The sequence below is a fragment of the Blattabacterium cuenoti genome, assembly GCF_014252275.1.
GTDB classification, from domain to species: Bacteria; Bacteroidota; Bacteroidia; order Flavobacteriales; family Blattabacteriaceae; genus Blattabacterium; species Blattabacterium cuenoti_O.
The window spans coordinates 364,593-385,499 of the sequence record NZ_CP059214.1 but is presented as its reverse complement, the minus strand read 5'-3'; the positions used below and the strand labels follow the sequence as shown (position 1 = coordinate 385,499).

21 protein-coding genes and 1 other RNA gene are annotated in these 20,907 nt (G+C 25.2%); 17 read left to right on the top strand and 5 right to left on the bottom strand.

Annotated features, from left to right (window positions below; genetic code table 11):
* The first annotated feature begins 5 nt into the window (after window positions 1–5).
* The 4 genes from H0H42_RS01880 (at window position 6) to H0H42_RS01865 (ending at window position 2,158) form a co-directional block, all read left to right on the top strand.
* On the top strand, window positions 6–284 hold the full coding sequence (locus H0H42_RS01880; RefSeq protein WP_185868374.1) for an RNA recognition motif domain-containing protein: 279 nt from the start codon (window positions 6–8) through the stop codon (window positions 282–284).
* Between the two features lie 86 nt (window positions 285–370).
* Window positions 371–1,282, top strand: coding sequence for a 4-hydroxy-tetrahydrodipicolinate synthase (dapA, locus tag H0H42_RS01875; protein WP_185868373.1), 912 nt, complete (start codon window positions 371–373; stop codon window positions 1,280–1,282).
* Window positions 1,276–1,785 carry a ferritin gene (locus tag H0H42_RS01870; protein ID WP_185868372.1) on the top strand — a complete coding sequence of 170 codons (510 nt, stop codon included), beginning with the start codon at window positions 1,276–1,278 and terminating at the stop codon, window positions 1,783–1,785. The genes dapA and H0H42_RS01870 overlap by 7 nt, the downstream gene beginning before the upstream one ends.
* Before the next feature lie 64 nt (window positions 1,786–1,849).
* Window positions 1,850–2,158, top strand: coding sequence for a hypothetical protein (locus H0H42_RS01865; RefSeq protein WP_185868371.1), 309 nt, complete (start codon window positions 1,850–1,852; stop codon window positions 2,156–2,158).
* On the opposite strand, the gene H0H42_RS01860 is transcribed toward H0H42_RS01865, so the two are convergent.
* Entirely contained in the window at window positions 2,145–2,813 is a 669-nt protein-coding gene (locus H0H42_RS01860; RefSeq protein WP_185868370.1) for a transaldolase family protein, read from the bottom strand. The two genes, H0H42_RS01865 and H0H42_RS01860, sit on opposite strands and share 14 nt — an antisense overlap.
* A gap of 123 nt (window positions 2,814–2,936) precedes the next feature.
* Between H0H42_RS01860 and lpdA the strand changes: the two genes are divergently transcribed.
* From lpdA to obgE, 3 genes are read left to right on the top strand one after another with little or no spacing between them, the layout of a single operon-like run.
* Window positions 2,937–4,334 carry a dihydrolipoyl dehydrogenase gene (lpdA, locus tag H0H42_RS01855; protein ID WP_185868369.1) on the top strand — a complete coding sequence of 466 codons (1,398 nt, stop codon included), beginning with the start codon at window positions 2,937–2,939 and terminating at the stop codon, window positions 4,332–4,334.
* A gap of 50 nt (window positions 4,335–4,384) precedes the next feature.
* Entirely contained in the window at window positions 4,385–4,972 is a 588-nt protein-coding gene (locus H0H42_RS01850) for an adenylate kinase family protein (RefSeq protein ID WP_185868368.1), read from the top strand.
* An 8-nt stretch (window positions 4,973–4,980) separates the two neighbouring features.
* The gene (gene obgE, locus H0H42_RS01845; RefSeq protein ID WP_185868367.1) at window positions 4,981–5,970 is read left to right on the top strand and encodes a GTPase ObgE; all 990 of its coding nucleotides are present in this window, start codon (window positions 4,981–4,983) and stop codon (window positions 5,968–5,970) included.
* On the opposite strand, the gene clpX is transcribed toward obgE, so the two are convergent.
* Together clpX and ffs are read right to left on the bottom strand one after the other, a co-directional pair.
* Entirely contained in the window at window positions 5,961–7,154 is a 1,194-nt protein-coding gene (gene clpX, locus H0H42_RS01840) for an ATP-dependent Clp protease ATP-binding subunit ClpX (RefSeq protein ID WP_185868366.1), read from the bottom strand. The genes obgE and clpX overlap by 10 nt on opposite strands.
* Before the next feature lie 23 nt (window positions 7,155–7,177).
* Window positions 7,178–7,279: signal recognition particle sRNA small type (gene ffs, locus H0H42_RS01835), an RNA gene on the bottom strand.
* 105 nt (window positions 7,280–7,384) lie between these two features.
* On the opposite strand from ffs, the gene H0H42_RS01830 reads away from it, so the two are divergent.
* Together H0H42_RS01830 and yidC are read left to right on the top strand one after the other, a co-directional pair.
* The gene (locus H0H42_RS01830) at window positions 7,385–9,028 is read left to right on the top strand and encodes a CTP synthase (RefSeq protein WP_185868365.1); all 1,644 of its coding nucleotides are present in this window, start codon (window positions 7,385–7,387) and stop codon (window positions 9,026–9,028) included.
* Window positions 9,025–10,707 carry a membrane protein insertase YidC gene (yidC, locus tag H0H42_RS01825; protein WP_185868364.1) on the top strand — a complete coding sequence of 561 codons (1,683 nt, stop codon included), beginning with the start codon at window positions 9,025–9,027 and terminating at the stop codon, window positions 10,705–10,707. Before H0H42_RS01830 ends, yidC begins: the two co-directional genes overlap by 4 nt.
* 18 nt (window positions 10,708–10,725) lie before the next feature.
* On the opposite strand, the gene H0H42_RS01820 is transcribed toward yidC, so the two are convergent.
* Window positions 10,726–11,493 (bottom strand): biotin--[acetyl-CoA-carboxylase] ligase, encoded by a 768-nt coding sequence (locus H0H42_RS01820; protein ID WP_185868363.1) that lies wholly within the window; start codon window positions 11,491–11,493, stop codon window positions 10,726–10,728.
* Window positions 11,494–11,569: 76 nt separating this feature from the next.
* On the opposite strand from H0H42_RS01820, the gene rsfS reads away from it, so the two are divergent.
* The gene (gene rsfS, locus H0H42_RS01815; RefSeq protein WP_185868362.1) at window positions 11,570–11,881 is read left to right on the top strand and encodes a ribosome silencing factor; all 312 of its coding nucleotides are present in this window, start codon (window positions 11,570–11,572) and stop codon (window positions 11,879–11,881) included.
* Between the two features lie 58 nt (window positions 11,882–11,939).
* Window positions 11,940–13,877 (top strand): ATP-dependent zinc metalloprotease FtsH, encoded by a 1,938-nt coding sequence (ftsH, locus tag H0H42_RS01810; RefSeq protein WP_185868763.1) that lies wholly within the window; start codon window positions 11,940–11,942, stop codon window positions 13,875–13,877.
* Between the two features lie 155 nt (window positions 13,878–14,032).
* On the opposite strand, the gene dnaK is transcribed toward ftsH, so the two are convergent.
* Window positions 14,033–15,922 (bottom strand): molecular chaperone DnaK, encoded by a 1,890-nt coding sequence (gene dnaK / locus H0H42_RS01805; RefSeq protein ID WP_185868361.1) that lies wholly within the window; start codon window positions 15,920–15,922, stop codon window positions 14,033–14,035.
* 195 nt (window positions 15,923–16,117) lie between these two features.
* On the opposite strand from dnaK, the gene rplM reads away from it, so the two are divergent.
* Genes rplM through map form a run of 6 tightly spaced genes read left to right on the top strand, consistent with a single transcriptional unit; the run spans window position 16,118 to window position 20,889 of the window.
* Window positions 16,118–16,567: a 50S ribosomal protein L13 gene (rplM, locus tag H0H42_RS01800; RefSeq protein ID WP_185868360.1), complete on the top strand. Its 450-nt coding sequence runs from the start codon at window positions 16,118–16,120 to the stop codon at window positions 16,565–16,567.
* Window positions 16,567–16,947, top strand: coding sequence for a 30S ribosomal protein S9 (rpsI, locus tag H0H42_RS01795; protein WP_185868359.1), 381 nt, complete (start codon window positions 16,567–16,569; stop codon window positions 16,945–16,947). Before rplM ends, rpsI begins: the two co-directional genes overlap by 1 nt.
* Before the next feature lie 15 nt (window positions 16,948–16,962).
* Window positions 16,963–17,670: a 30S ribosomal protein S2 gene (gene rpsB, locus H0H42_RS01790; RefSeq protein WP_185868358.1), complete on the top strand. Its 708-nt coding sequence runs from the start codon at window positions 16,963–16,965 to the stop codon at window positions 17,668–17,670.
* A 13-nt stretch (window positions 17,671–17,683) separates the two neighbouring features.
* The gene (gene tsf, locus H0H42_RS01785) at window positions 17,684–18,508 is read left to right on the top strand and encodes a translation elongation factor Ts (RefSeq protein ID WP_185868357.1); all 825 of its coding nucleotides are present in this window, start codon (window positions 17,684–17,686) and stop codon (window positions 18,506–18,508) included.
* A 9-nt stretch (window positions 18,509–18,517) separates the two neighbouring features.
* Complete coding sequence (gene gpmI, locus H0H42_RS01780) at window positions 18,518–20,074, top strand: 2,3-bisphosphoglycerate-independent phosphoglycerate mutase (protein ID WP_185868356.1); 1,557 nt, start codon at window positions 18,518–18,520, stop codon at window positions 20,072–20,074.
* Window positions 20,071–20,889, top strand: a complete 819-nt coding sequence (map, locus tag H0H42_RS01775) for a type I methionyl aminopeptidase (RefSeq protein ID WP_185868355.1) — start codon at window positions 20,071–20,073, stop codon at window positions 20,887–20,889. The genes gpmI and map overlap by 4 nt, the downstream gene beginning before the upstream one ends.
* Window positions 20,890–20,907: the final 18 nt, after the last annotated feature.

The following is a 20,907-nucleotide window of genomic DNA, read 5'->3' as shown; positions in this document are numbered from 1 at the left end:
TAATAATGGATAATAACAATACAAAATTATACATAGGAAACTTATCATATAATATAACAGAACAAGAATTAAAAAAATACTTTGAAGATGTAGGAGAAGTTTCTAATGTAAAAATTATTTTTGACGAATATAGTTCAAATAGAAGAAGTAAAGGTTTTGGATTTATAGAGATGTCTGATGAAGAAAGTGCTAAGAAGGCTATAGAAAAGTTAAATGGAACAGAATTCATGGGTAGGAAAATCATTGTTTCTGTAGCTAGACCTAGAGGAAAAAAAGATTCTTAACTTTTAAAATGTTTTATCGCTTACATCTGTTTTAACAAATACAATAATTTTAAATAAATATATTTCAAAATAAAGTAAAATAATCTATGAAAAAATTATATGGAACAGGTGTAGCGTTAGTCACACCTTTCAAGGTAAATGGAAAGGTAGATTTTAATGGGCTTGAAAAATTAGTAAAATATGTAGGAAAAAATGGAGTAGACTATCTTGTATTATTAGGTACAACAGCAGAAATATCTACTTTAGAAAAAGAAGAAAAAAAGGAGATTCTTTCTTGTGTATTACATGCAAATAGTGAAAAACTACCTTTAGTTATTGGAATAGGGGGGAATAATACAAAATCTATTATAGCAGAAATTAATTCAATAGAAGAATTAGATCGTTATCATGCAATATTATCGGTTTGTCCTTATTATAATAGACCTTCTCAAGAAGGAATTTATCAACATTATAAATCAATAACTCATTGTACAGAATCTAAGATTATTATTTATAACGTACCTAAAAGAACTGGATTAAACATTCTTCCTGACACTGTATTACGTTTAGCTAATGATTTTGAAAATATCATAGGAATTAAGGAAGCTTCTGGAAATATATTACAATCTTATCAAATTATAAATAAAAAACCAGAAAATTTTTCTGTTATATCTGGAGATGATTTCATTACTTTACCTATTATTTTTGGAGGAGGAGATGGTGTAATATCTGTGATAGCACAAGGATTTCCTTATATTGTTTCTCAAATGATATCCTTAGCAAGAAAACATAAAGTAAAAGAATCTTATTCTATTTTTTATAAAATATTTGATATAATTAATTTAATTTATGAAGAAGGGAATCCAACAGGAATCAAAACTTTATTAAAAATCATGAAAATATGTCATTCTTATGTTCGATTACCATTATTATACGGAAGTCATTCATTAGAAAATAAAATGAAAAGATTTATTGCATTGAAAGAAATGGATAGTTATTATTTATCATCAAAATGTTAAATAAAAAAGTACAAATCGGATTAAATCAACAGTTAAATAGAGAATTTTACTCCTCTCAATTATATTTAATAATGGCTTCTTTTGTCGAAAGGAAAGGATTCGATGGAGTATGTCAATTTTTATATAATCATTCCAATGAAGAAAGATTACATATGATTAAATTAATTAGATATATTAATAAAAGAGGAGGAAATACAGAAATCAATCATTCTATTTTATTTAGAAAAATACATCGGAATACTTCTCTAGAAGAAATATTTTTGATTTTATTTGAACAAGAAATAGAGATCTCTAAAGAAATTGATTATTTAGTTGAATTAACAATGAATGAAAAAGATTATGCTACACATCATTTTTTACAATGGTATGTAAAAGAGCAGATAGAAGAGGAAGAAATAAGTAAAAAAAATTTAGATAAAATTAAATTATTAGGATCCAATAAGTTCGGTTTATACTTATTTAATGAAAATATAAGAAACATTGTGGAAAAAAAAGAAACATAAAGTTTTGATTCTTAAATACCATTATATCTATCTAATAAATACTAATAAATAAATCATTTTAGTAATGAAATTAAATTTTAATGCACCAATTAATACAGAAACTGTTGACCGAATTTTAATACAAAAAAAATCAGGAAAAAATATTTATCAAACTGTTTGTGTTTTAGAAAAGATAAGTCAAAAAATAGGAAAAATCATAAAAAATGATATGGATAAAAAACTTCAAGAGTTTGATATTTTAAATAAAAATGATTTAGAAGAAGTTAATGAAAATAAGGAACAAATTGAATTATCGAAATTTTATGAAAGACTTCCGAAACCTACTTCTTTATCCATAAAATATTTACTTGATGATAAAATCAAGTTAAATTAATTTTCTTTTTATAATCTTCTATAAATTTTTTTAAACCTTTATTTGTTAATGGATGATTTAATAATGAATAATATATATTTATTGGAGATGTTATTGCGAATATTCTAGATTTAGAACACTCTAAAATATGAATAGAGTTTCTAATCGATGCTGCTATAATTTTTGTATGAAAATTATATTCATCATATATATATTTAATTTCTTGAATTAATTTTATTCCATTATATGAAATATCATCTAATCTTCCCAAAAATGGAGATATGTAAGTAGCTCCTGCTTTTGCGGCTAATATGGATTGACCTATAGAAAAGACAAGAGTACAATTTGTAGATACTCCTCTTTCATGAAAAAAATTGATAGACTTTATTCCATCTCTTGTTGCAGGTATTTTCACTACAATATTTTTATGTAAAGAGGAAAGTTTCATTCCTTCTTTAAGAATATCTTCATATTTAGTACTAATCACTTCAGCACTAACAGATTTATTATTTCCTATTATTTTACATATAGAAATATAATGATTTTCAATCTCCTCTTTATGAAAAAGATTTTCCTTGGAAATTAAAGTAGGATTTGTTGTAATTCCATCAAGAAATCCCATAGATTTCGCTTCATTAATTTCCCTTAAATTTGCAGTATCTAGAAAAAACTTCATTATTAATAAAATATAAAATGCACAATTTAAAATATTTTTTTAAACATATTTATTAATATTTATAAAATTTTCAATATAACTGAAAAAAAATTCTGTAATTTTATATAAAGAAATAAACAATTTATGCATTTTGATGTAGTTATTTTAGGGGGTGGTCCAGGAGGATATGTTGCTTCTATTCGTTCCTCTAAACTTGGAATGAAAACAGCATTGATAGAAAAGGATTCTCTAGGTGGAATGTTTATAAATAATGGAATCATTCAAAAAATATCTTTATTAAAAAGTGCAAAAATTTTACAAATTATTAAAAATCATGGATGTTTATTTGGAGTAAATAATAAAAAACTACAAATTAGTTTTTCATCTATTATGGAGAAGAGTAGGAATGCATCAGAAAAAGTAAGAAAAAGGATTTCATTTATCATGAAAAAAAATAACGTATCAGTTATTTATGGAAAAGCACAATTGAAAAAAGGAAAAAAAATTGAAATTTTTAAAGATGAAAAAGGTTTTGAAGAATATTCAGCTTCAAATATTATTATTGCTACTGGATCTATTCTTAATAAAGATGAAATTCCACTATACGATGGAGAAAAAATAATAACTTATAAAGAAGCTCTTTCTCTTATAAAAAATCCAAAAAACATGATTGTTGTAGGATCAAATGAAATAGGACTAGAATTAGCTTATTTTTATCATTGTATGGGGACGAAAGTTACTATTATTGAAAATTGTAAAAAAATATTTCCAAATGGAGATCATGATATATCAGATTATTTGGAAGCATCTTTGAAGAAAATGGGAATTGATGTATTGACAGATTATTCGATAGAAAAAGTACAAAAAGAAAAAGAAAAAGTAATATTATATATAAAAAAAAGAAATCATGATAAAAAATTGACTTTAATATCTGATAAAATTCTTTATTCAATAGGGTTTATTCCGAATACTGAAAATATTAATTTAGAAGAATTAGGAATTCAAACTGATAATAAATTTATAGTAGTAAATGAAAATTATCGTACTAATATAGATGGATATTATGCAATTGGAAACGTGATTAATACACCTTCCTTATCTCATGTTGCTTCATGCGAAGCTATGAACTGTATTGAAGGAATTAAAGGATTAAATTTTCAGAAAATAGACTATAAAAACATACCAACATGTATTTATTCCCATCCGGAAGTTTCATGTGTAGGGTATACTGAAAAAGAATCAAAAAAAAAGGGGTTTCAGTTGCAAATTGCTAAATTTCCATTTAAATCTTCGATACAATCAATAGTTGATGAAGAAATTGATGGATTTGTTAAGGTTCTTTTTGATAAAAAATATGATGAATGGTTAGGATGTCATATTGTAGGAAATAACGCTACTAATCTTATTTCAGAAGTTGTTATTGCAAGAAAATTAGAAACAACTAGTTATGAATTATTTAACAATACTATACCACATCCTTCATTAAGTGAATTAATTTCGGAATCTGTATCATCTGCTTATGGCAGATCCATTTATTTATAAATATTGTTTTTTTTCTTTTTAAGATAGAATTTACAATTCTTATTTTTTTTATGATACATATTATATTGTTTGGACCACCTGGATGTGGAAAGGGAACACAATCTAAAATAATAGAAAAAAAATTTGGATTTTTTCATTTATCAACAGGAATGATATTCAGAGATCATATAAAAAGAAAAACAAGTTTAGGAAAACTTGTGAATTTTTATATAAATAAAGGAAAATTAGTACCTGATCAGATTACAACAAAAATTTTAGTTGATAAAGTAAAAGAACTTTTTCAATATAAAGGAATTATTTATGATGGATATCCAAGGACAAAAAATCAAATTTTATCCTTAAAAAAAATTTTAAATAGATTTTCTTTAGGAAAAATCAATTTAATTTTCTATTTTAATCTGCAAAAAGATTTAATCATTAAAAGATTATTGCAAAGAGGAAAAACTAGTAATAGAAATGATGATATTAATATTAATACAGTTAATCGTAGAATAGAGGAATATAATAAAGAAACTTCTTTAATTTGGAAAAATTCTTTATTAAAAAATAATAATATTATTATGCTAAATGCATCTCTTTCTATAAAGAAAATTTCTGTATTTATAGAAAAAAAAATATATGATTTAATGAAAAACTGAAATTTTTTATGGAAGATTGTTTTATAGATTTTATAAAAATTTTTTGCAAAAGTGGAGATGGTGGTGATGGATGTATTCACTTTCAAAAAAAAAAACGTAAATCAAGAAAAATTCCTGATGGAGGTTCAGGAGGAAAAGGAGGTGATATTATTATACAAGGAAATTCTCATATTAGTAATTTATTTCATTTAAGATATAAAAAACATTGTATTGCTCAATCTGGATATCCAGGAGATAGGAAAAAAATAACAGGGGCTAAAGGAAAAAATTTAGTAATAGAAGTTCCGATTGGAACTTTAATAAAAGATGAAAAAAAAAATATATTAATAGAAATTCATGAAAATTTACAAAAAAAGATTTTATTGCAAGGAGGAAAAGGAGGAATAGGAAATTCATTTTTAAAAAATAAAAAATCTATGTACTTTTACAATCATGATAAGAATGGTAAAAAAACAAAAGGATACTGGATGTATTTTGAAATGAAAATGTTATCAGATGTAGGGATCATAGGTCCCCCTAATGTAGGAAAATCTACATTACTTTCTAAGATAACAAATGCAAAACCAAAAATAGGAAACTATTCTTTTAGTAATAAGATTCCATATTTAGGGGTAGTAAAAATGGGTTTTGAAAATTTTTTGGTATCCGATATACCAGGTATTGTAAATAAAGCATCAGAAGGGAAGGGTTTAGGTCATTATTTCTTAAGACATATAGAAAAGAATTCAGTTTTATTAATTTTAATATCTTCAGATTTTAAAAATAAAAAAAAAAGATATTTTGATTTGCTCTTGGAACTAAAAAAATTTAATAAAAATCTTTTAAATAAAAAACGTCTATTGGTGATTTCAAAATCGGATTTGATTGATAAAAAAGAAAAGGAAAAAATAAAAGAGAAATTTGAAAATATTGAAAAAAATATTATTTTTATTTCTTCTTTAAAAAAAGAAGGATTAGATAAATTGAGATATAGACTTTTTTCTTTGATTCAAAAATAATTTAATTTTTTTATTACTATATTTCTATCTATACTCAGTACAGGTTTCATTCTTTCAATATTAAATATATAATCAACAAAAATTTTTTCGCAACATGATCGTAAACCTCTTGCTCCTAATCCTAAATGGAATGTTTTATCTACGATATAATCTAAAGCATCATCCGTAACATTTAATATTACATTGTCTAAATAGAATAATTTTTTATATTGTTTTATTAAAGCGTTTTTTGGTTCCGTTAAGATCCTTTTTAATAATTTTTTATCTAGTGGATTGAGAAAATTGATGATTGGAAATCTTCCTGTTAATTCTGGGATTAAACCAAATTTTTTGAGATCAATAGCCGAAATGTTTTTTCTTATGTTTTTTTTTTTTATTCTTTTACAAAGAAATCCGATAGAAAAAGGGTTTTGTCTTTCCTCCATGATTTGTTCGATTCCATCGAACGTCCCACCTCCTATAAAAAGAATATTTTCAGTATTTATTGGAATTGTTTTTTGATCTGGATGCTTTCTTCCTCCTTGTGGAGGAACATGAATAATTGATCCTTCTAATATTTTTAAAAGTGCTTGTTGAACACCTTCTCCGGAAACGTCTCTTGTAATAGAAGGATTTTGACTTTTCCTTGAAATTTTATCTATTTCATCTAAAAATACTATTCCTCTTTCTGCAGAACGAATATTATAGTCTGCAGACTGTAATAGTCTTGTTAATACGGATTCGACATCTTCACCCACATATCCTGCTTCTGTTAATGAAGTAGCATCAGCAATAGCAAAAGGGACTTCCAATAATTTTGCAATATTTTTAGCAATAAGCGTTTTTCCCGTTCCTGTTTCTCCTATGAGTAAAATATTAGATTTTTCAATTTGTATTTCTTCATCATCTTCTTTTAGATTAAAAACTCTTTTATAATGATTATAGACTGCAACAGATATAATTTTTTTTGTATGATCTTGTCCTATAACATATTGATCAAGAAAAAATTTAATTTCTTTTGGTTTTTTAACTTGTATATATTCTTTTTCCATATATTTTTGTTTATGATTACATTTTCGATCATGTAATATATAATAAGTCTTTTCAATACAAACATTACAAATATGCCCACTTATTCCTGATACAAATAAGTCTGCTTCTTTTTTTTTTCTTCCACAAAAATTACATATTAATAAATCATTCATATCATAGAAAATTATGGGGAGAAAAGGAGCAAGCGTAACTACATCACATCGCTACGACCATACTTACCCTTGCTATGTTCCCATCCTGGGGGATTAATAGGGAGCTGATTGTGTAGGACTTGCTCCATATTTTGGTAAATATAAAAAAAAAATCATAAATTTTCATTCTTGAAGAAAAAAATTACATTGCTATCTTCTGATACACTACCAAATATCTATTTAATGAATTAATGGAAACAAAGTATATTTTTATTACTGGAGGTGTTACTTCTTCTTTAGGAAAAGGAATTATTTCTGCTTCTTTAGGAATTTTATTAAAATCTAGAGGATATAGAGTAACAATTTTAAAATTGGATCCCTATTTTAATGTTGATTCTGGAACTATGAATCCTTATGAACATGGAGAATGTTTTGTTACGAAAGATGGTGCTGAAACAGATTTAGATTTAGGACATTATGAACGTTTTTTGAATCAAGAAACAACCAAAAGAAATAATGTTACATCTGGATTAATTTATAAAACGGTTTTACAAAATGAAAGAAAAGGAAAATATTTAGGAAAAACGGTACAAGTAATTCCACATATTACTGATGAAATTAAAAGACGTATAAAAATTCTAGGTGAATCTGGTAATTATGATATAATTATTACAGAAATTGGAGGAACTGTTGGAGATATCGAAGTTCTTCCTTATATTGAGTCCGTACGTCAATTAAAATGGGAATTGGGAAAATTTAATGGATTATCAATTCATCTCACACTTTTACCATATATTTCAGTAACTGGAGAAATTAAAACAAAACCTACTCAACATTCTGTTAGAAAACTCATGGAAAATGGAATACAGTCCGATATTATTGTATGTAGAACTAAAAAACATATCTCTCAAGAAATTAAAAAAAAAATAGCATTGTTTTGTAATGTCCAAATAAATAATGTTATTGAATCTATTGATACAAAGATTATATATGAGATTCCTTATTTGTTGAATCAACAACAATTTGATAACCTTGTTTTAACGTACTTAAAACTCAAAACAATTGTTCATCCTAATTTGAGAAAGTGGAATTTTTTCATAAAGAAATATAAAAATCCAAAATACGAAATAACCATTGCTTTGGTTGGTAAATATGTATCATTACATGATTCTTATAAATCTATTGAAGAAGCATTAATTCATGGAGGAACTACCAATAATATTCTTGTTCATATTAAATGGGTTGATTCTGGATTAATTAGAGAAAATAATGTTAAAAATATATTTTATGGAATATCTGGAATTTTAATTGCTCCAGGATTTGGAAATAGAGGAATAGAAGGAAAAATACTAGCAACAAAATATGCTAGAGAGAATAAAATTCCTTTTTTTGGTATTTGTTTAGGAATGCAAATTGCTATAATAGAATTTTCCCGAAATGTTTTAGGAATTGAAACCGCAGAAAGTCATGAAACAAATCAAAATGCATTTCATCCAGTTATTAGTTTAATGGAATCGCAAAAAAAAATTATCCATAAAGGAGGAACGATGCGTTTAGGAAATTGGAAGTGTATATTTAAAGAAAATTCTAAAATATTTTCTATTTATGGTGGTTTAAAGGAAATCTTTGAAAGACATCGTCATAGGTATGAATTTAATAATAACTATCTAGAATATTTTTCAAACACAGAAATGGAATTTGTTGGAATAAATCCAGATACTGGATTAGTTGAAGCAATAGAATTAAAAGGAAATGATTTTTTTTTGGGGGTACAATATCATCCGGAATACAATAGTTCAATTATAAATCCACATCCATTATTTGTTTCTTTTGTAAAAGTTTCTAACGATTATAATAATCAATCTTTTGAAAAAAAGAAAACTTCTTTTGTATGAAGGATAAAAATTTGGATTATCATTATATTATCGGTTTATTTTTGATATTGTTAGTTTTAACATGTTTTACCCTTTTTTCTAAAAAACAAATATCAAAAAAAGAAAATCCTTTTAATCAGGATAGATTATCTTTTTTTTATAAGAAAAAAAACAATAAAAAAGAACAATTCTTTTCATTAGAAAATAATGTAATGAAAATAAGAATTTCTAATATAGGTGGTGTAATTCATGATATATATTTAAAAAATTATAAGGATTATAACCAATTTTCATCTTATAAAAATCGAAAACTTTATTTATCATTAAATTCCAGTTTTTTTCACGAAATTTTATTATCTAATAAAAAGGGAATCATCATTCATACAAGTGATTTGATATTTCATCCTTTTTTTATAAAAAGAAACCATTTGTATACTACTATTGTAATGCGTGCAAAAAATCCTCATGGCAATGGATTAATAGATTTTATTTATAAAATAAATAATAATAAACGTTATGATATTAGATTTTTTGTTCGTATTGTTAATATGTACCCTTTTAATAAATTTGTTTCATTCAATACAGAACAAAATATTTTATCTTTAGAAAAAGATAAAAATTGGGAAAATTCGTATACTCAAGTATATTATTCAATTTTTAATCAAAATAAATTGAGTTCTTCCATTCATTATTTGTCTTCAAAAAAGGAGGATAAAAAAAATATAAATAATATTAAGTGGATTGCTTTAAAACAGCAATTTTTTTCTACTATTGTTATTCCAAGCAAAATAATGAAAAATGTTTTTATTTCTTCAAAAATTTTTTCTTCAAAAAAATTTTTGAAAAAGGTTTATTTTCATTCGTGGATGAATAATAAAAAATCAGATGTCAATTTTTCTTTTACATTTTATTTTGGACCACTAGATTATTATTCTCTTAAAAGTTATCATAATGATTTTGAAAATATTATTCCATTTGGATGGGGATTTTTAAAATGGATTAATACTTATTTTTTCTTAAACATTTTTCAACTCTTAGAAAAAACAGATTTGAATTATGGAATTATTATCATTCTCATGACAATAGTAGTAAAATTGATTTTTATGCCAATTACTTATAAACAATATAAATTGGGTGCTGTTATGAGATTAATTCGACCAGATATCGAAAAAATAAATAAAACATATCAAAATGAAGATGTAATTAGAAAACAGCAAGCTATTATGAGTTTATATAAAAAAAATGGAGTAAATCCAATGTCTGGATGTTTATCGGCTTTGTTTCAAATTCCTATTTTTTATTCATTATTTAAGTTTTTTCCAACCCTTCTTAATTTAAGAGGAAAACATTTTTTATGGGTTAATGATTTAACTTCATATGATTCAATATGGGAATTACCATTTTTTATTCCATTTTATGGAAATCATGTCAGTCTTCTTACATTATTATACTCTATTGCTTTGTTAGTTTATACAAAAATGAGTGAGAATGATAATAAGGAGGATTCATTTCAAGAAAATTCGATGCATTTGCATTTATTATCATATTTAATGCCTTTCATGATGCTATTATTTATCAATAGTTATGCATCTGCATTATCTTTATATTATTTTACTTCAAATATTATTAATATTATTTTTCTATTTTTTATGAAAAAAATTGTTAATTATGAAAATAAAAAAATAGTTATTATTAAATAAATCGTTAAATTTGCAAGATCAAATTAAAAATTTGATTTCTTTTTGTGAAAATGTTAATAATTCATTATCAATTTCTATAATAAGAAATCCATGCTGATCAACAGATCTGATTATTCCTTTTTTTAAGGTTTCTGATTTATAAAAATAAAAGGAAGATATTTTATTTTTTAAATATAAATTTTCAGTATAGTAATGTTTTATAAAATTTTCTCCATATTTTGTAAAATAAAATAATTCTTCTTGAATAGAGAAAACAATATGTCTAAAAATATAATGTAATTGAAAATGTTTATTAAAAATCTTTTTTAAAGAAGTTGCGTTCCATTCATTATCAAATTTTATTTGGTTAATATTTAATCCGATTCCAATAATAGTTTTATAAATTTTATTTATTAGAATATTATTTTCTGTTAGAATACCTCCTATTTTTTTGTTATCTATGGAGATAATATCATTTGGCCATTTAATCCAAAACATCTTTTTTTTTGAGAAAATTGATAATGTTTTATGTATGGCATTACTTACGATAATGTTTATGATATATAGTTTTTCAGCAGAAAAATTTTTAAAAAAATTTAAAATTATACTAAATGTTAAGTTTTTTCTTTTTTCTGCATACCAAATATTTTTTCCATATCCTAATCCTCTTGTTTGATAATTAGATAAAATAATATACCAAATTTCATTTTCCTGATGGTAATTTGAACAATGTTTTTTTGCATATGTATTTGTTGAATCAACTTCTTGAAGAAAGATGAAATTTATTGGCCAAATATATTTTTTCAAAACGTTTATGTAATAAAAAAATTTAATTTCTTTAAAGTGAAAAGATTATTTTTGCTAATAAAAAGTAACTAATATTTTGTTATTAAAAAAAATTGTAGAAGGAATAAAAATAGTAAAAGGATCAGATATTTCCATTTTAAACTTAAAAAATAAAGAAAATTTTATATGTGATTATTTTGTAATTTGTAATGGATATTCTAAAAATCAAGTATTTGCTATATTTCATTCTATAGAACAAATTGTAATTGAAACCTTTAAAAAAAAACCTATCCGTGTAGAAGGAAAAAGAAATAGAGAATGGATCTTAATAGATTATGAATCTATTATCGTTCATATTTTTCAAAAAAAAACAAGATTATATTATAATATAGAAAATATTTGGAGTTAAAATTTTGAAAAAATTATCATCAAATGTAACTCATTAAATAATGAAGGAAACCTATAATATGATAAAAAGAAAAATAAAAAATAAAAATAATTTTTTTTGGGTTTATGCAGTAATATTTGCTATATTTCTTGGAATATTTTTTTTAAAATCTACTTTTTCCAATCCTAAAAAAATAGATCAAGACACTTTTTTCGAAATCTTATCCAAAGGAATAGTTCAAAAAATTATAGTACAACACAAAGAGTTAGTACATGTTTATATAAAACAAATATCGATTTTAAATAATAAAAAAAGAATTCTCCTCGAAAAAGGAAGACTTATTATCCCCTCTTCATTAAAATATGAATTTGAGATAGGTGATTTACAATTTTTTCAGATAAAATTTGAAAAGTATAAAAAAAAATATCATTTAGACACTATTATCGATTTTAAAAATCAACAAGAATATACTGCAACAAAATTTTTTTTTGACTATGGAATATTTTTTATATTGCTCATTATATTTTGGTTTTTTATTTTCAAGAGAATCGGAACTACTGGAGGTGGGCCCGGAGGACAAATATTTAATATTGGAAAATCGAAAGCAAAATTATTTGATGAAAATGATAATGTAAAAACTACTTTTAAAGATGTAGCTGGATTGGAAGGTGCTAAAGAAGAAGTTCAAGAAATAGTAGAATTCTTGAAAAATCCAAATAAGTATACTAAACTCGGAGGAAAAATTCCAAAAGGAGCATTGTTGATTGGACCTCCAGGAACAGGAAAAACGTTATTAGCAAAAGCAGTAGCTGGAGAAGCAAAGGTTCCTTTTTTTTCATTATCAGGATCTGATTTTGTTGAAATGTTTGTTGGTGTAGGAGCTTCAAGAGTAAGAGATTTATTTGAAAAAGCAAAGGAGCGATCTCCTTGTATAATATTTATTGATGAAATTGATGCTATTGGAAGATCTAGAGGAAAAAGCAGTATTGCTGGATCAAATGATGAAAGAGAAAATACATTAAATCAACTATTAACGGAAATGGATGGATTTGATACAAATAATCATGTGATTGTTTTAGCAGCAACAAATAGATCTGATATTTTGGATAAAGCCTTACTTCGTCCAGGTCGATTTGATCGAACAATATCTGTTGATTCTCCAGAGTTAAATGAAAGAAAAGAAATCTTTCATGTTCATTTAAAAAGATTAGTTTTATCTAAAAATGTTGATATAGATTTTTTGGCAAGACAAACTCCAGGATTTAGTGGAGCAGATATTGCAAACGTTTGTAATGAATCTGCATTAATTGCCGCAAGAAAAAATAGATCAAAAATAGGAAATAATGATTTTTTAGATGCAATTGATCGTATTGTAGGTGGATTGGAAAAAAAAAATAAGATCATAAAACCGAATGAAAAAAAAAGAATTGCTTATCATGAAGCTGGACATGCAACAGTCAGTTGGTTATTAGAACATGCGGCTCCTTTAGTGAAGGTAACTATCATTCCAAGAGGAAAATCTTTAGGATCTGCATGGTATCTTCCTGAAGAAAGACAAATAACAACTCAGGAACAAATGGAAGATGAGATATGCGCTTTATTATCTGGAAGATCTGCAGAAGAAATCATTTTTAAATCTTTTTCAACTGGAGCATTAAATGATTTAGAACGAGTAACTAAACAAGCTCAATCTATGGTTGTTATTTTTGGATTAAATGAAAGAATTGGAAATGTATCATATTATGATTCTCAAGGACAAAATGAGTTCAATTTTTCTAAACCTTATAGTGAAAAAACTGCTCAAATTATAGATGAAGAAATATCAAAAATTATTTCAAAACAATACAAACGTTCAAAAGAAATATTAAAAAAACATAAAAACGAATTGTCTACTCTCGCAAAAAATTTACTAGAGAAAGAAGTAATTTTTAGAAATGATTTAATGAAAATTTTTGGGGAACGACCATTTCCTGATGAAACAGATAATATATTAAAAAATGTAGAAAATAAAACATAATTTAATAATTATCGTTTAAAAAATAGGAAAAAGTTTATTGGATTTTTGATAAAACTAATTAACATTATCACTAATTTTACTTACTATTTATTGAATGTTCTTTTTTTATTTATTTTATGCATCCAATTATCTTTTTCCTTTTATTTACAATCACTTTATTTTACTTCTTCATAATCTACATCTTGTACATTTTCGTTTCCTTTTTCATTTTTATCATCTTTTTTTGCATATTTGTCTTTTTTATTTTTATAATTATAAATTTCTTTTGAAGCAAGATTCCAACATTCATTAACTTCTTTTATATATTTTTTCATAGAAGAAATATCTTTTTTAGCATAGGAATCTTTTAATTTTTTTAAAGCATTTTCTATATTTTTTTTATTTTCACTTGATAATTTATCTCCATATTCTTTCAATTGTTTTTCAGTATGAAAAATTTGATTATCCACATTATTTAATGTATTGATCTCTTTTTTTATTTGTTCATCTTTTTTTGCATTTTCTTTAGCTTCTCTTTTCATTTTTTCTATTTCATCTTGATTCAGACCTGAAGACGTTTCAATTCTGATAAATTGTTTTTTTCCTGTTCCTTTTTCTTTTGCTGAAACATTTAAAATGCCATTTGCATCTATATCAAAAGTTACTTCTATCTGTGGAACACCCCTTGGTGCTGGTGGAATATCAATTAAATCAAATCTTCCAATTTCTTTATTATCATTAAACATTGATCGTTCTCCTTGACCAACACGTATAGTCACTGCAGATTGATTATCTGCTGCGGTAGAAAATATTTCCGATTTTTTTGTAGGGATTGTTGTGTTGGAGTCAATTAATTTAGTAAACACTCCTCCTAATGTTTCAATACCTAATGATAAAGGAGTCACATCTAATAACAATACATTTCTCACATCTCCTGTTAATACTCCACCTTGTATTGCTGCACCAATAGCTACCACTTCATCAGGATTTACCCCTTTGGAAGGTTTTTTTTGAAAAAATTTTTCAACTTCTTCTTGTACTTTAGGAATTCGAGTAGATCCTCCAACTAAAATAACTTCGTCAATATCTTTTGTACTCAAATGAGCATCACTTAATGCTTTATCACAAGGCTCTATCGAACGTTTAATAAGTGATTCTGCAAGTTGTTCAAATTTTGATTTAGTAAGAGTGATAACTAAATGTTTAGGTCCAGATTCGGTTGCTGTTATATATGGTAAATTTATTTCTGTTTGATTTGATGAGGATAATTCTATTTTTGCTTTTTCAGATGCTTCTTTAAGTCTTTGCAATGCCATCGGGTCTCTTCTCAAATCCAACCCTTCTTGAGATTGAAATGTATTAGCAAAATAATCTATTATAACTTGATCAAAATTATCTCCACCTAAATGGGTATCTCCATTTGTAGATAATACTTCAAAAACACCATCTCCTAATTCCAAAATAGATACATCAAAAGTTCCTCCTCCTAAATCATAAACAACTATTTTTTTATTTTGTTTGTCCTTATCTAATCCATAAGCTAAAGCTGCTGCCGTAGGTTCATTAATAATTCTTTCTACTTTTAATCCTGCAATTTCTCCAGATTCTTTTGTTGCTTGTCTTTGAGCATCATTGAAATAAGCAGGTACAGTTATCACTGCTCTGTTAATTTCTTGTCCAATATAATCCTCCGCTGTTTTTTTCATTTTTTGTAATATCATTGCTGATATTTCTTGAGGAGCATATAATCGATTACCTATGTTAACACGAGGAGTATTATTACTTCCTTTTGTAACTTTATAAGGGATGTGTTTTAATTCTTCAGAAACTTCTGAATACATTCTTCCCATAAATCTTTTTATTGAAAAAATGGTTTTTTGTGGATTTGTCACTGCTTGTCTTTTTGCCGGATCTCCAATTTTTCTTTCTCCTCCATCTATAAAAGCAACAATAGACGGAGTTGTTCTTTTTCCTTCTGCATTTGGTATTACGACTGGATCATTTATTTCCATTACAGCTACACAAGAATTCGTTGTTCCTAAATCTATTCCTATTATTTTACTCATTTTTATAATATGTTTTCATTATTCAATAAATTTATTCAATCATTATGCCATAATATAAATCAAACCTTTACACATAAATGTAAAGGTGATATGACAATAAAAATGATTCTTTTTAAATAAGTTATGACAAAAAGTCATTTGTATATATAATATTTTTTGAAAAATTCTTATCTTTAGAAATCTAAAATAATTAATATGGATTTTTTAAGCTTTAAAACTTCTTTTCCTAAGAAAGACTCATTGATTAGATCGTGGATTATTTTGGATGCAACAAATCAAATGCTTGGACGATTTTCTTCAACAGTAGCTTCGATTATGATAGGAAAACATAAACCTTTTTTTTCTCCACATCTTATGTGCGGAGATCGTGTGATTGTAATTAATTCTAATCATATTAAAATCTCTGGAAAAAAATGGAATAATAAAATATATATTCGACATACAGGATATCCTGGAGGAAGAAAAATAACTACTTTTAAAGATTTATTTTATAAAGATTCAAGAAAAATTATTTTTAAATCTGTAAAGAGAATGCTTCCAAAAAACCGTTTAGGACGTTTGCTTTTAAAAAAAAGTCTACATATATATCCCGATTCATATCATAAACACGAAGCTCAAAAACCAATCATCATAAAAATAAAATAATGAAAATCCATTCTATAGGAAGAAGGAAGAGATCCTTAGCACGAATTTATCTAAAAAAAGGATTAGGATCAATTATAATAAATTCTAAGAAATTTGAAGAATATTTTCCAAAATATGTTCGACAAAAAATTCTATATCCAATGTATATAATTAACGAAAATAACAACTTTGATATTGATATTAAAGTTGTTGGTGGAGGATTTAATGGTCAAGCTGAAGCAATTTGTCTTGCTATTTCTCGTGCATTATGTCTTTATAATTCAGATTATCGAAAAATTCTCAGAGATACAGGACTTTTAACACGTGATCCTAGAGAAGTAGAAAGAAAAAAATTTGGTCAAAAAAAGGCACGTAAAAAATATCAGTTTTCAAAACGTTAAAAATTTTTATTATATATGGAAGTAAATACAAAAGATTTTTTAAAAGCAAAAGTTCATTTAGGACATCTTACTAGAAAGTGGAATCCAAAGATGAAACCTTTTATTTTCATGAAAAAAAAGGGGATGCATATTATAGATTTATCTAAAACGATATTGAAACTAAAACAGGCATGCGATGCAGTAAAGCAAATCATTATTAATGGGAAAAAGATATTATTAGTTGGAACGAAAGATCAAGCAAAAGAAAGAATATCTTTTTACTCAAAAATCGTTGAAATGCCATATGTAACAGAAAGGTGGTTAGGAGGATTTCTTACAAATTTTGTTACTATTCGTAAATCTATAAAAAAAATGAAGGGAATAGAAAAAATGAAAAAAAATGGAACATTCGATACTTTATCTAAAAAAGAAAAATTATTGATTAATAGAATGTACAATAAATTATATAAAGATTTAGGAAGTATTTCAAATATGAACCATATTCCTGGAGCTATTTTTTTGGTTGATCCAAATCATGAAAGAATTGCATTAGATGAATCAAAGAAATTAAAAATCCCTATTTTCGCTATGGTAGATACTAATACTAATCCTAATGAAGTACATTATCCAATTCCATCCAATGATGATTCTTCAAAATCTATAGATGCGATATTAAAAATTTTTACAAAATCTATAACAGAAGCTACATCGATCTACAGAAATAATAAATATAAAAATACTTGAAAAATCGATTTTTATGAAGAAAATATCTATATCTAAAATCAATGAACTTAGAAAAAAAACAGGAATAGGAATTATAGATTGTAAAAATGCATTGGAAATTTCAAATGGTGATATAAATAAGGCAGTTTTTTTTTTGAGAAAAAAATTTAAAAACATTTCTTTAAAACGATCTAATTTTCATCTTAAAGAAGGAGCTATTCTATCATCTTTGAATCTTGATTATTCAATGGGAACCATTGTAGGAATAAGTTGTGAAACTGATTTTTTATCTAGAAGTTTAGATTTTTTAAAATTTTTACGTACTATTTCTAAACAATCATTATTATATCATGGATATGATAAAAAAGAATTTTTAAATTTTTCATGTAAACAATATGGATATCAATGTATCCAAGAAATGATTGATTATTACATGGGCGTTTTTAGAGAAAAAATTGAATTAAAAATTTTTGAAAAAATTTGTTCTCCTTTTACTATTCAATACACTCATAATTATAAAATTGCGACATTAGTAGGGTTTTCATCTTCATTGGATCTAAATATTGCAAAAGATATTGCAATGCATGTAACTGCAATGGATCCTATTTCAATAGAAGATCTTCCAGAAACTTTCTTAAAAGAGGAAATGGAAATTATGAAAAACCAGATAGAATATAAAAACAAGTCTGAACAAGTTATCAAAAGAATTCTTGATGGTAAAAAGCAGAAACTTGTAGAAGAACACTCCCTTCTTCATCAGAAATTTATTAAAAATCATAAATTTTCTGTTAAAGATTACTTACATACACATAATAATCACGTAAATATTCTTTTTTTTAGAAGAAGAACAATTCAATAGTTATTTTGAATGAAAAAAATTATTTTAATTATTCTAGATGGTTGGGGAATTGCTTCTGAACATGATCTTAATTTATCTGCAATCCATCATGCTCATACTCCATTTTTTGATTTTTGTTATAAAAACTATCTTACTAGTAGATTATTTGCTTCAGGTAAACATGTGGGATTACCAGAAAAACAATTTGGAAATTCTGAAGTAGGACATATGAGTTTAGGATCTGGAAGAAAAATCATACAAAATTTAAAAAAAATCAATACTGCAATTCAAACAGGAATATTTAGAAAACAAATTGATATTCTTTTTGAAAAAATTAGAAAAAGAAGAATTCATTTTATTGGATTGTTATCTGATGGAGGTGTACATTCTCATATAAATCATCTTTTTTATCTTCTTAAAATGGCTTATGAGAAAAAGATGAAAAATGTATTTATCCATGCCTTTACTGATGGACGAGATACTATACAAAAAAGTAGTATTTCATATATCAAAAAACTTATTCAAACTTCACAAAAATATGTTGGACGTTTATCTACTGTCATTGGTCGATATTATTCAATGGATCGTGATTTAAGATGGGATAGAACAGAAATAGCATATAATGCAATGGTTTATTCAAATGGAGTTTTTACAAGTAATATTTTTAATGCTATAGAAAAATCCTATGAACAAGGAATAACAGACGAATTTTTTCGTCCTTTTATTATTGTAGATCAACATAATCATCCAATTGCTAAAATTGAAAACGAAGATGTTGTGTTTTGCTTTAATTTTCGTTCAGATCGATCCAAACAAATTACAGAACTTCTCACAAAAAGCTCAAAGAATTCTTATAAAAGAAGATTAAACATACATCAATATATTACAATGACATGTTTTAATCTAAAAAAAAATCAAAAAAATATTGATTCTCTTTTTAAAAAGGAAATTTTATCAGATACTATAGGTGGAATTTTAGAAAGTATAGGAAAAAATCAAATACGTATAGCAGAAACAGAAAAATATCCTCATGTAACTTATTTTTTTTCCGGAGGAAGAGAAAATCCATTTGAAAAAGAAACACGAATTTTATGTCCATCTCCTAAAGTATCTACTTATGATAGAAAACCTGAAATGAGTGCTTTTTTAATTACTAAAAAAATTATTCCTGAATTAAAAAGAAGAAATTCTGATTTTATTTGTTTAAACTTTGCGAATCCCGATATGGTAGGACATAGTGGAAATATAAATGCTACTATAAAGGCTTGTGAATTTGTTGATAAATGTATGAAATTATGTGTTGAAGAAGCTATCAGAAATTCTTATTCAATTATTATAGTTGGAGATCATGGAAATGCAGATTGTATGGTTAATTATGATGGTACTCCACATACATCACATACAATGTCTTTAGTCCCTTTTATATTAATAGATGAATCGATAAAAAAAAACAATTTTTTTTTAAAAGATAAAGCAGTTTTATCAGATGTAGCTCCAACTATTCTTGAATTAATGAATATACCAATTCCTGAGATTATGAATGGAAAATCTATTATTAAAAATTACAAAACATTAATCAAATTGTGATATATAGAAAAACTATTGAAGAAATAATTCTAATAAAAAAAAGTGCATGGTTAGCTTCTAAAACATTAGGAATGTTAGCAAAAGAAATTAAACCAGGTATTACGACCCTATATCTAGATAAAATGGCAGAAAATTTCATACGTGATCACGGTGGGGTCCCAGCATTTTTAGGATTGTATGATTTTCCATATACTATATGTGCTTCTCCTAATGATCAAATAGTTCACGGATTTCCTAATGATCAACCTCTTCAAGAAGGAGACATAGTTTCTATAGATTGCGGTGTGTATATGAATAAATTTTATGGAGAACATGCCTATACATTTGAAGTAGGAAATGTTTCAAAAGAAATAAAATCATTCATTGAATGTACTAAAAAATCGTTATATATTGGAATTAGTAAATGTATAAGCGGAAATCATGTAGGAGATATAGGATATGGAATAGAATCCTTTATTAAAAAAAATGGATTTTATATAGTAAAAGATTTTGTAGGTCACGGAATTGGAAAAAAAATGCATGAAAATCCACATATTCCAAATTTTGGAAAAAAAGGAAAGGGTCCTTTATTAAATAATGGATATGTACTTTCTATTGAACCTATGGTAAATTTCGGAACTTCTGAAGTATTATATAAAAATAATGAATGGAATATAAAAACGTCAGATGGAAAAAAATCTGCACATTATGAACACAATATTGCGATCGTAGACGGAAAACCTTGTTTATTGTCTACTTTTCGTTACATTTACAAGGAACTTAATATTAAATCTTTAGAAGAAAAAAAGTATCAAAATAAAAAAATAATTATTTAATATTGTTTTTATTTGTTT

Excerpts from the sequence above, each read along its gene's own strand:
- H0H42_RS01880 (WP_185868374.1), top strand. The coding sequence starts at position 6 with ATGGATAATAACAATACAAAATTATACATAGGAAACTTATCATATAAT.
- dapA (WP_185868373.1), top strand. The coding sequence starts at position 371 with ATGAAAAAATTATATGGAACAGGTGTAGCGTTAGTCACACCTTTCAAG.
- H0H42_RS01870 (WP_185868372.1), top strand. The coding sequence starts at position 1,276 with ATGTTAAATAAAAAAGTACAAATCGGATTAAATCAACAGTTAAATAGA.
- H0H42_RS01865 (WP_185868371.1), top strand. The coding sequence starts at position 1,850 with ATGAAATTAAATTTTAATGCACCAATTAATACAGAAACTGTTGACCGA.
- H0H42_RS01860 (WP_185868370.1), bottom strand. The coding sequence starts at position 2,813 with ATGAAGTTTTTTCTAGATACTGCAAATTTAAGGGAAATTAATGAAGCG.
- lpdA (WP_185868369.1), top strand. The coding sequence starts at position 2,937 with ATGCATTTTGATGTAGTTATTTTAGGGGGTGGTCCAGGAGGATATGTT.
- H0H42_RS01850 (WP_185868368.1), top strand. The coding sequence starts at position 4,385 with ATGATACATATTATATTGTTTGGACCACCTGGATGTGGAAAGGGAACA.
- obgE (WP_185868367.1), top strand. The coding sequence starts at position 4,981 with ATGGAAGATTGTTTTATAGATTTTATAAAAATTTTTTGCAAAAGTGGA.
- clpX (WP_185868366.1), bottom strand. The coding sequence starts at position 7,154 with ATGAATGATTTATTAATATGTAATTTTTGTGGAAGAAAAAAAAAAGAA.
- H0H42_RS01830 (WP_185868365.1), top strand. The coding sequence starts at position 7,385 with ATGGAAACAAAGTATATTTTTATTACTGGAGGTGTTACTTCTTCTTTA.
- yidC (WP_185868364.1), top strand. The coding sequence starts at position 9,025 with ATGAAGGATAAAAATTTGGATTATCATTATATTATCGGTTTATTTTTG.
- ftsH (WP_185868763.1), top strand. The coding sequence starts at position 11,940 with ATGATAAAAAGAAAAATAAAAAATAAAAATAATTTTTTTTGGGTTTAT.
- dnaK (WP_185868361.1), bottom strand. The coding sequence starts at position 15,922 with ATGAGTAAAATAATAGGAATAGATTTAGGAACAACGAATTCTTGTGTA.
- rplM (WP_185868360.1), top strand. The coding sequence starts at position 16,118 with ATGGATTTTTTAAGCTTTAAAACTTCTTTTCCTAAGAAAGACTCATTG.
- rpsI (WP_185868359.1), top strand. The coding sequence starts at position 16,567 with ATGAAAATCCATTCTATAGGAAGAAGGAAGAGATCCTTAGCACGAATT.
- rpsB (WP_185868358.1), top strand. The coding sequence starts at position 16,963 with ATGGAAGTAAATACAAAAGATTTTTTAAAAGCAAAAGTTCATTTAGGA.
- tsf (WP_185868357.1), top strand. The coding sequence starts at position 17,684 with ATGAAGAAAATATCTATATCTAAAATCAATGAACTTAGAAAAAAAACA.
- gpmI (WP_185868356.1), top strand. The coding sequence starts at position 18,518 with ATGAAAAAAATTATTTTAATTATTCTAGATGGTTGGGGAATTGCTTCT.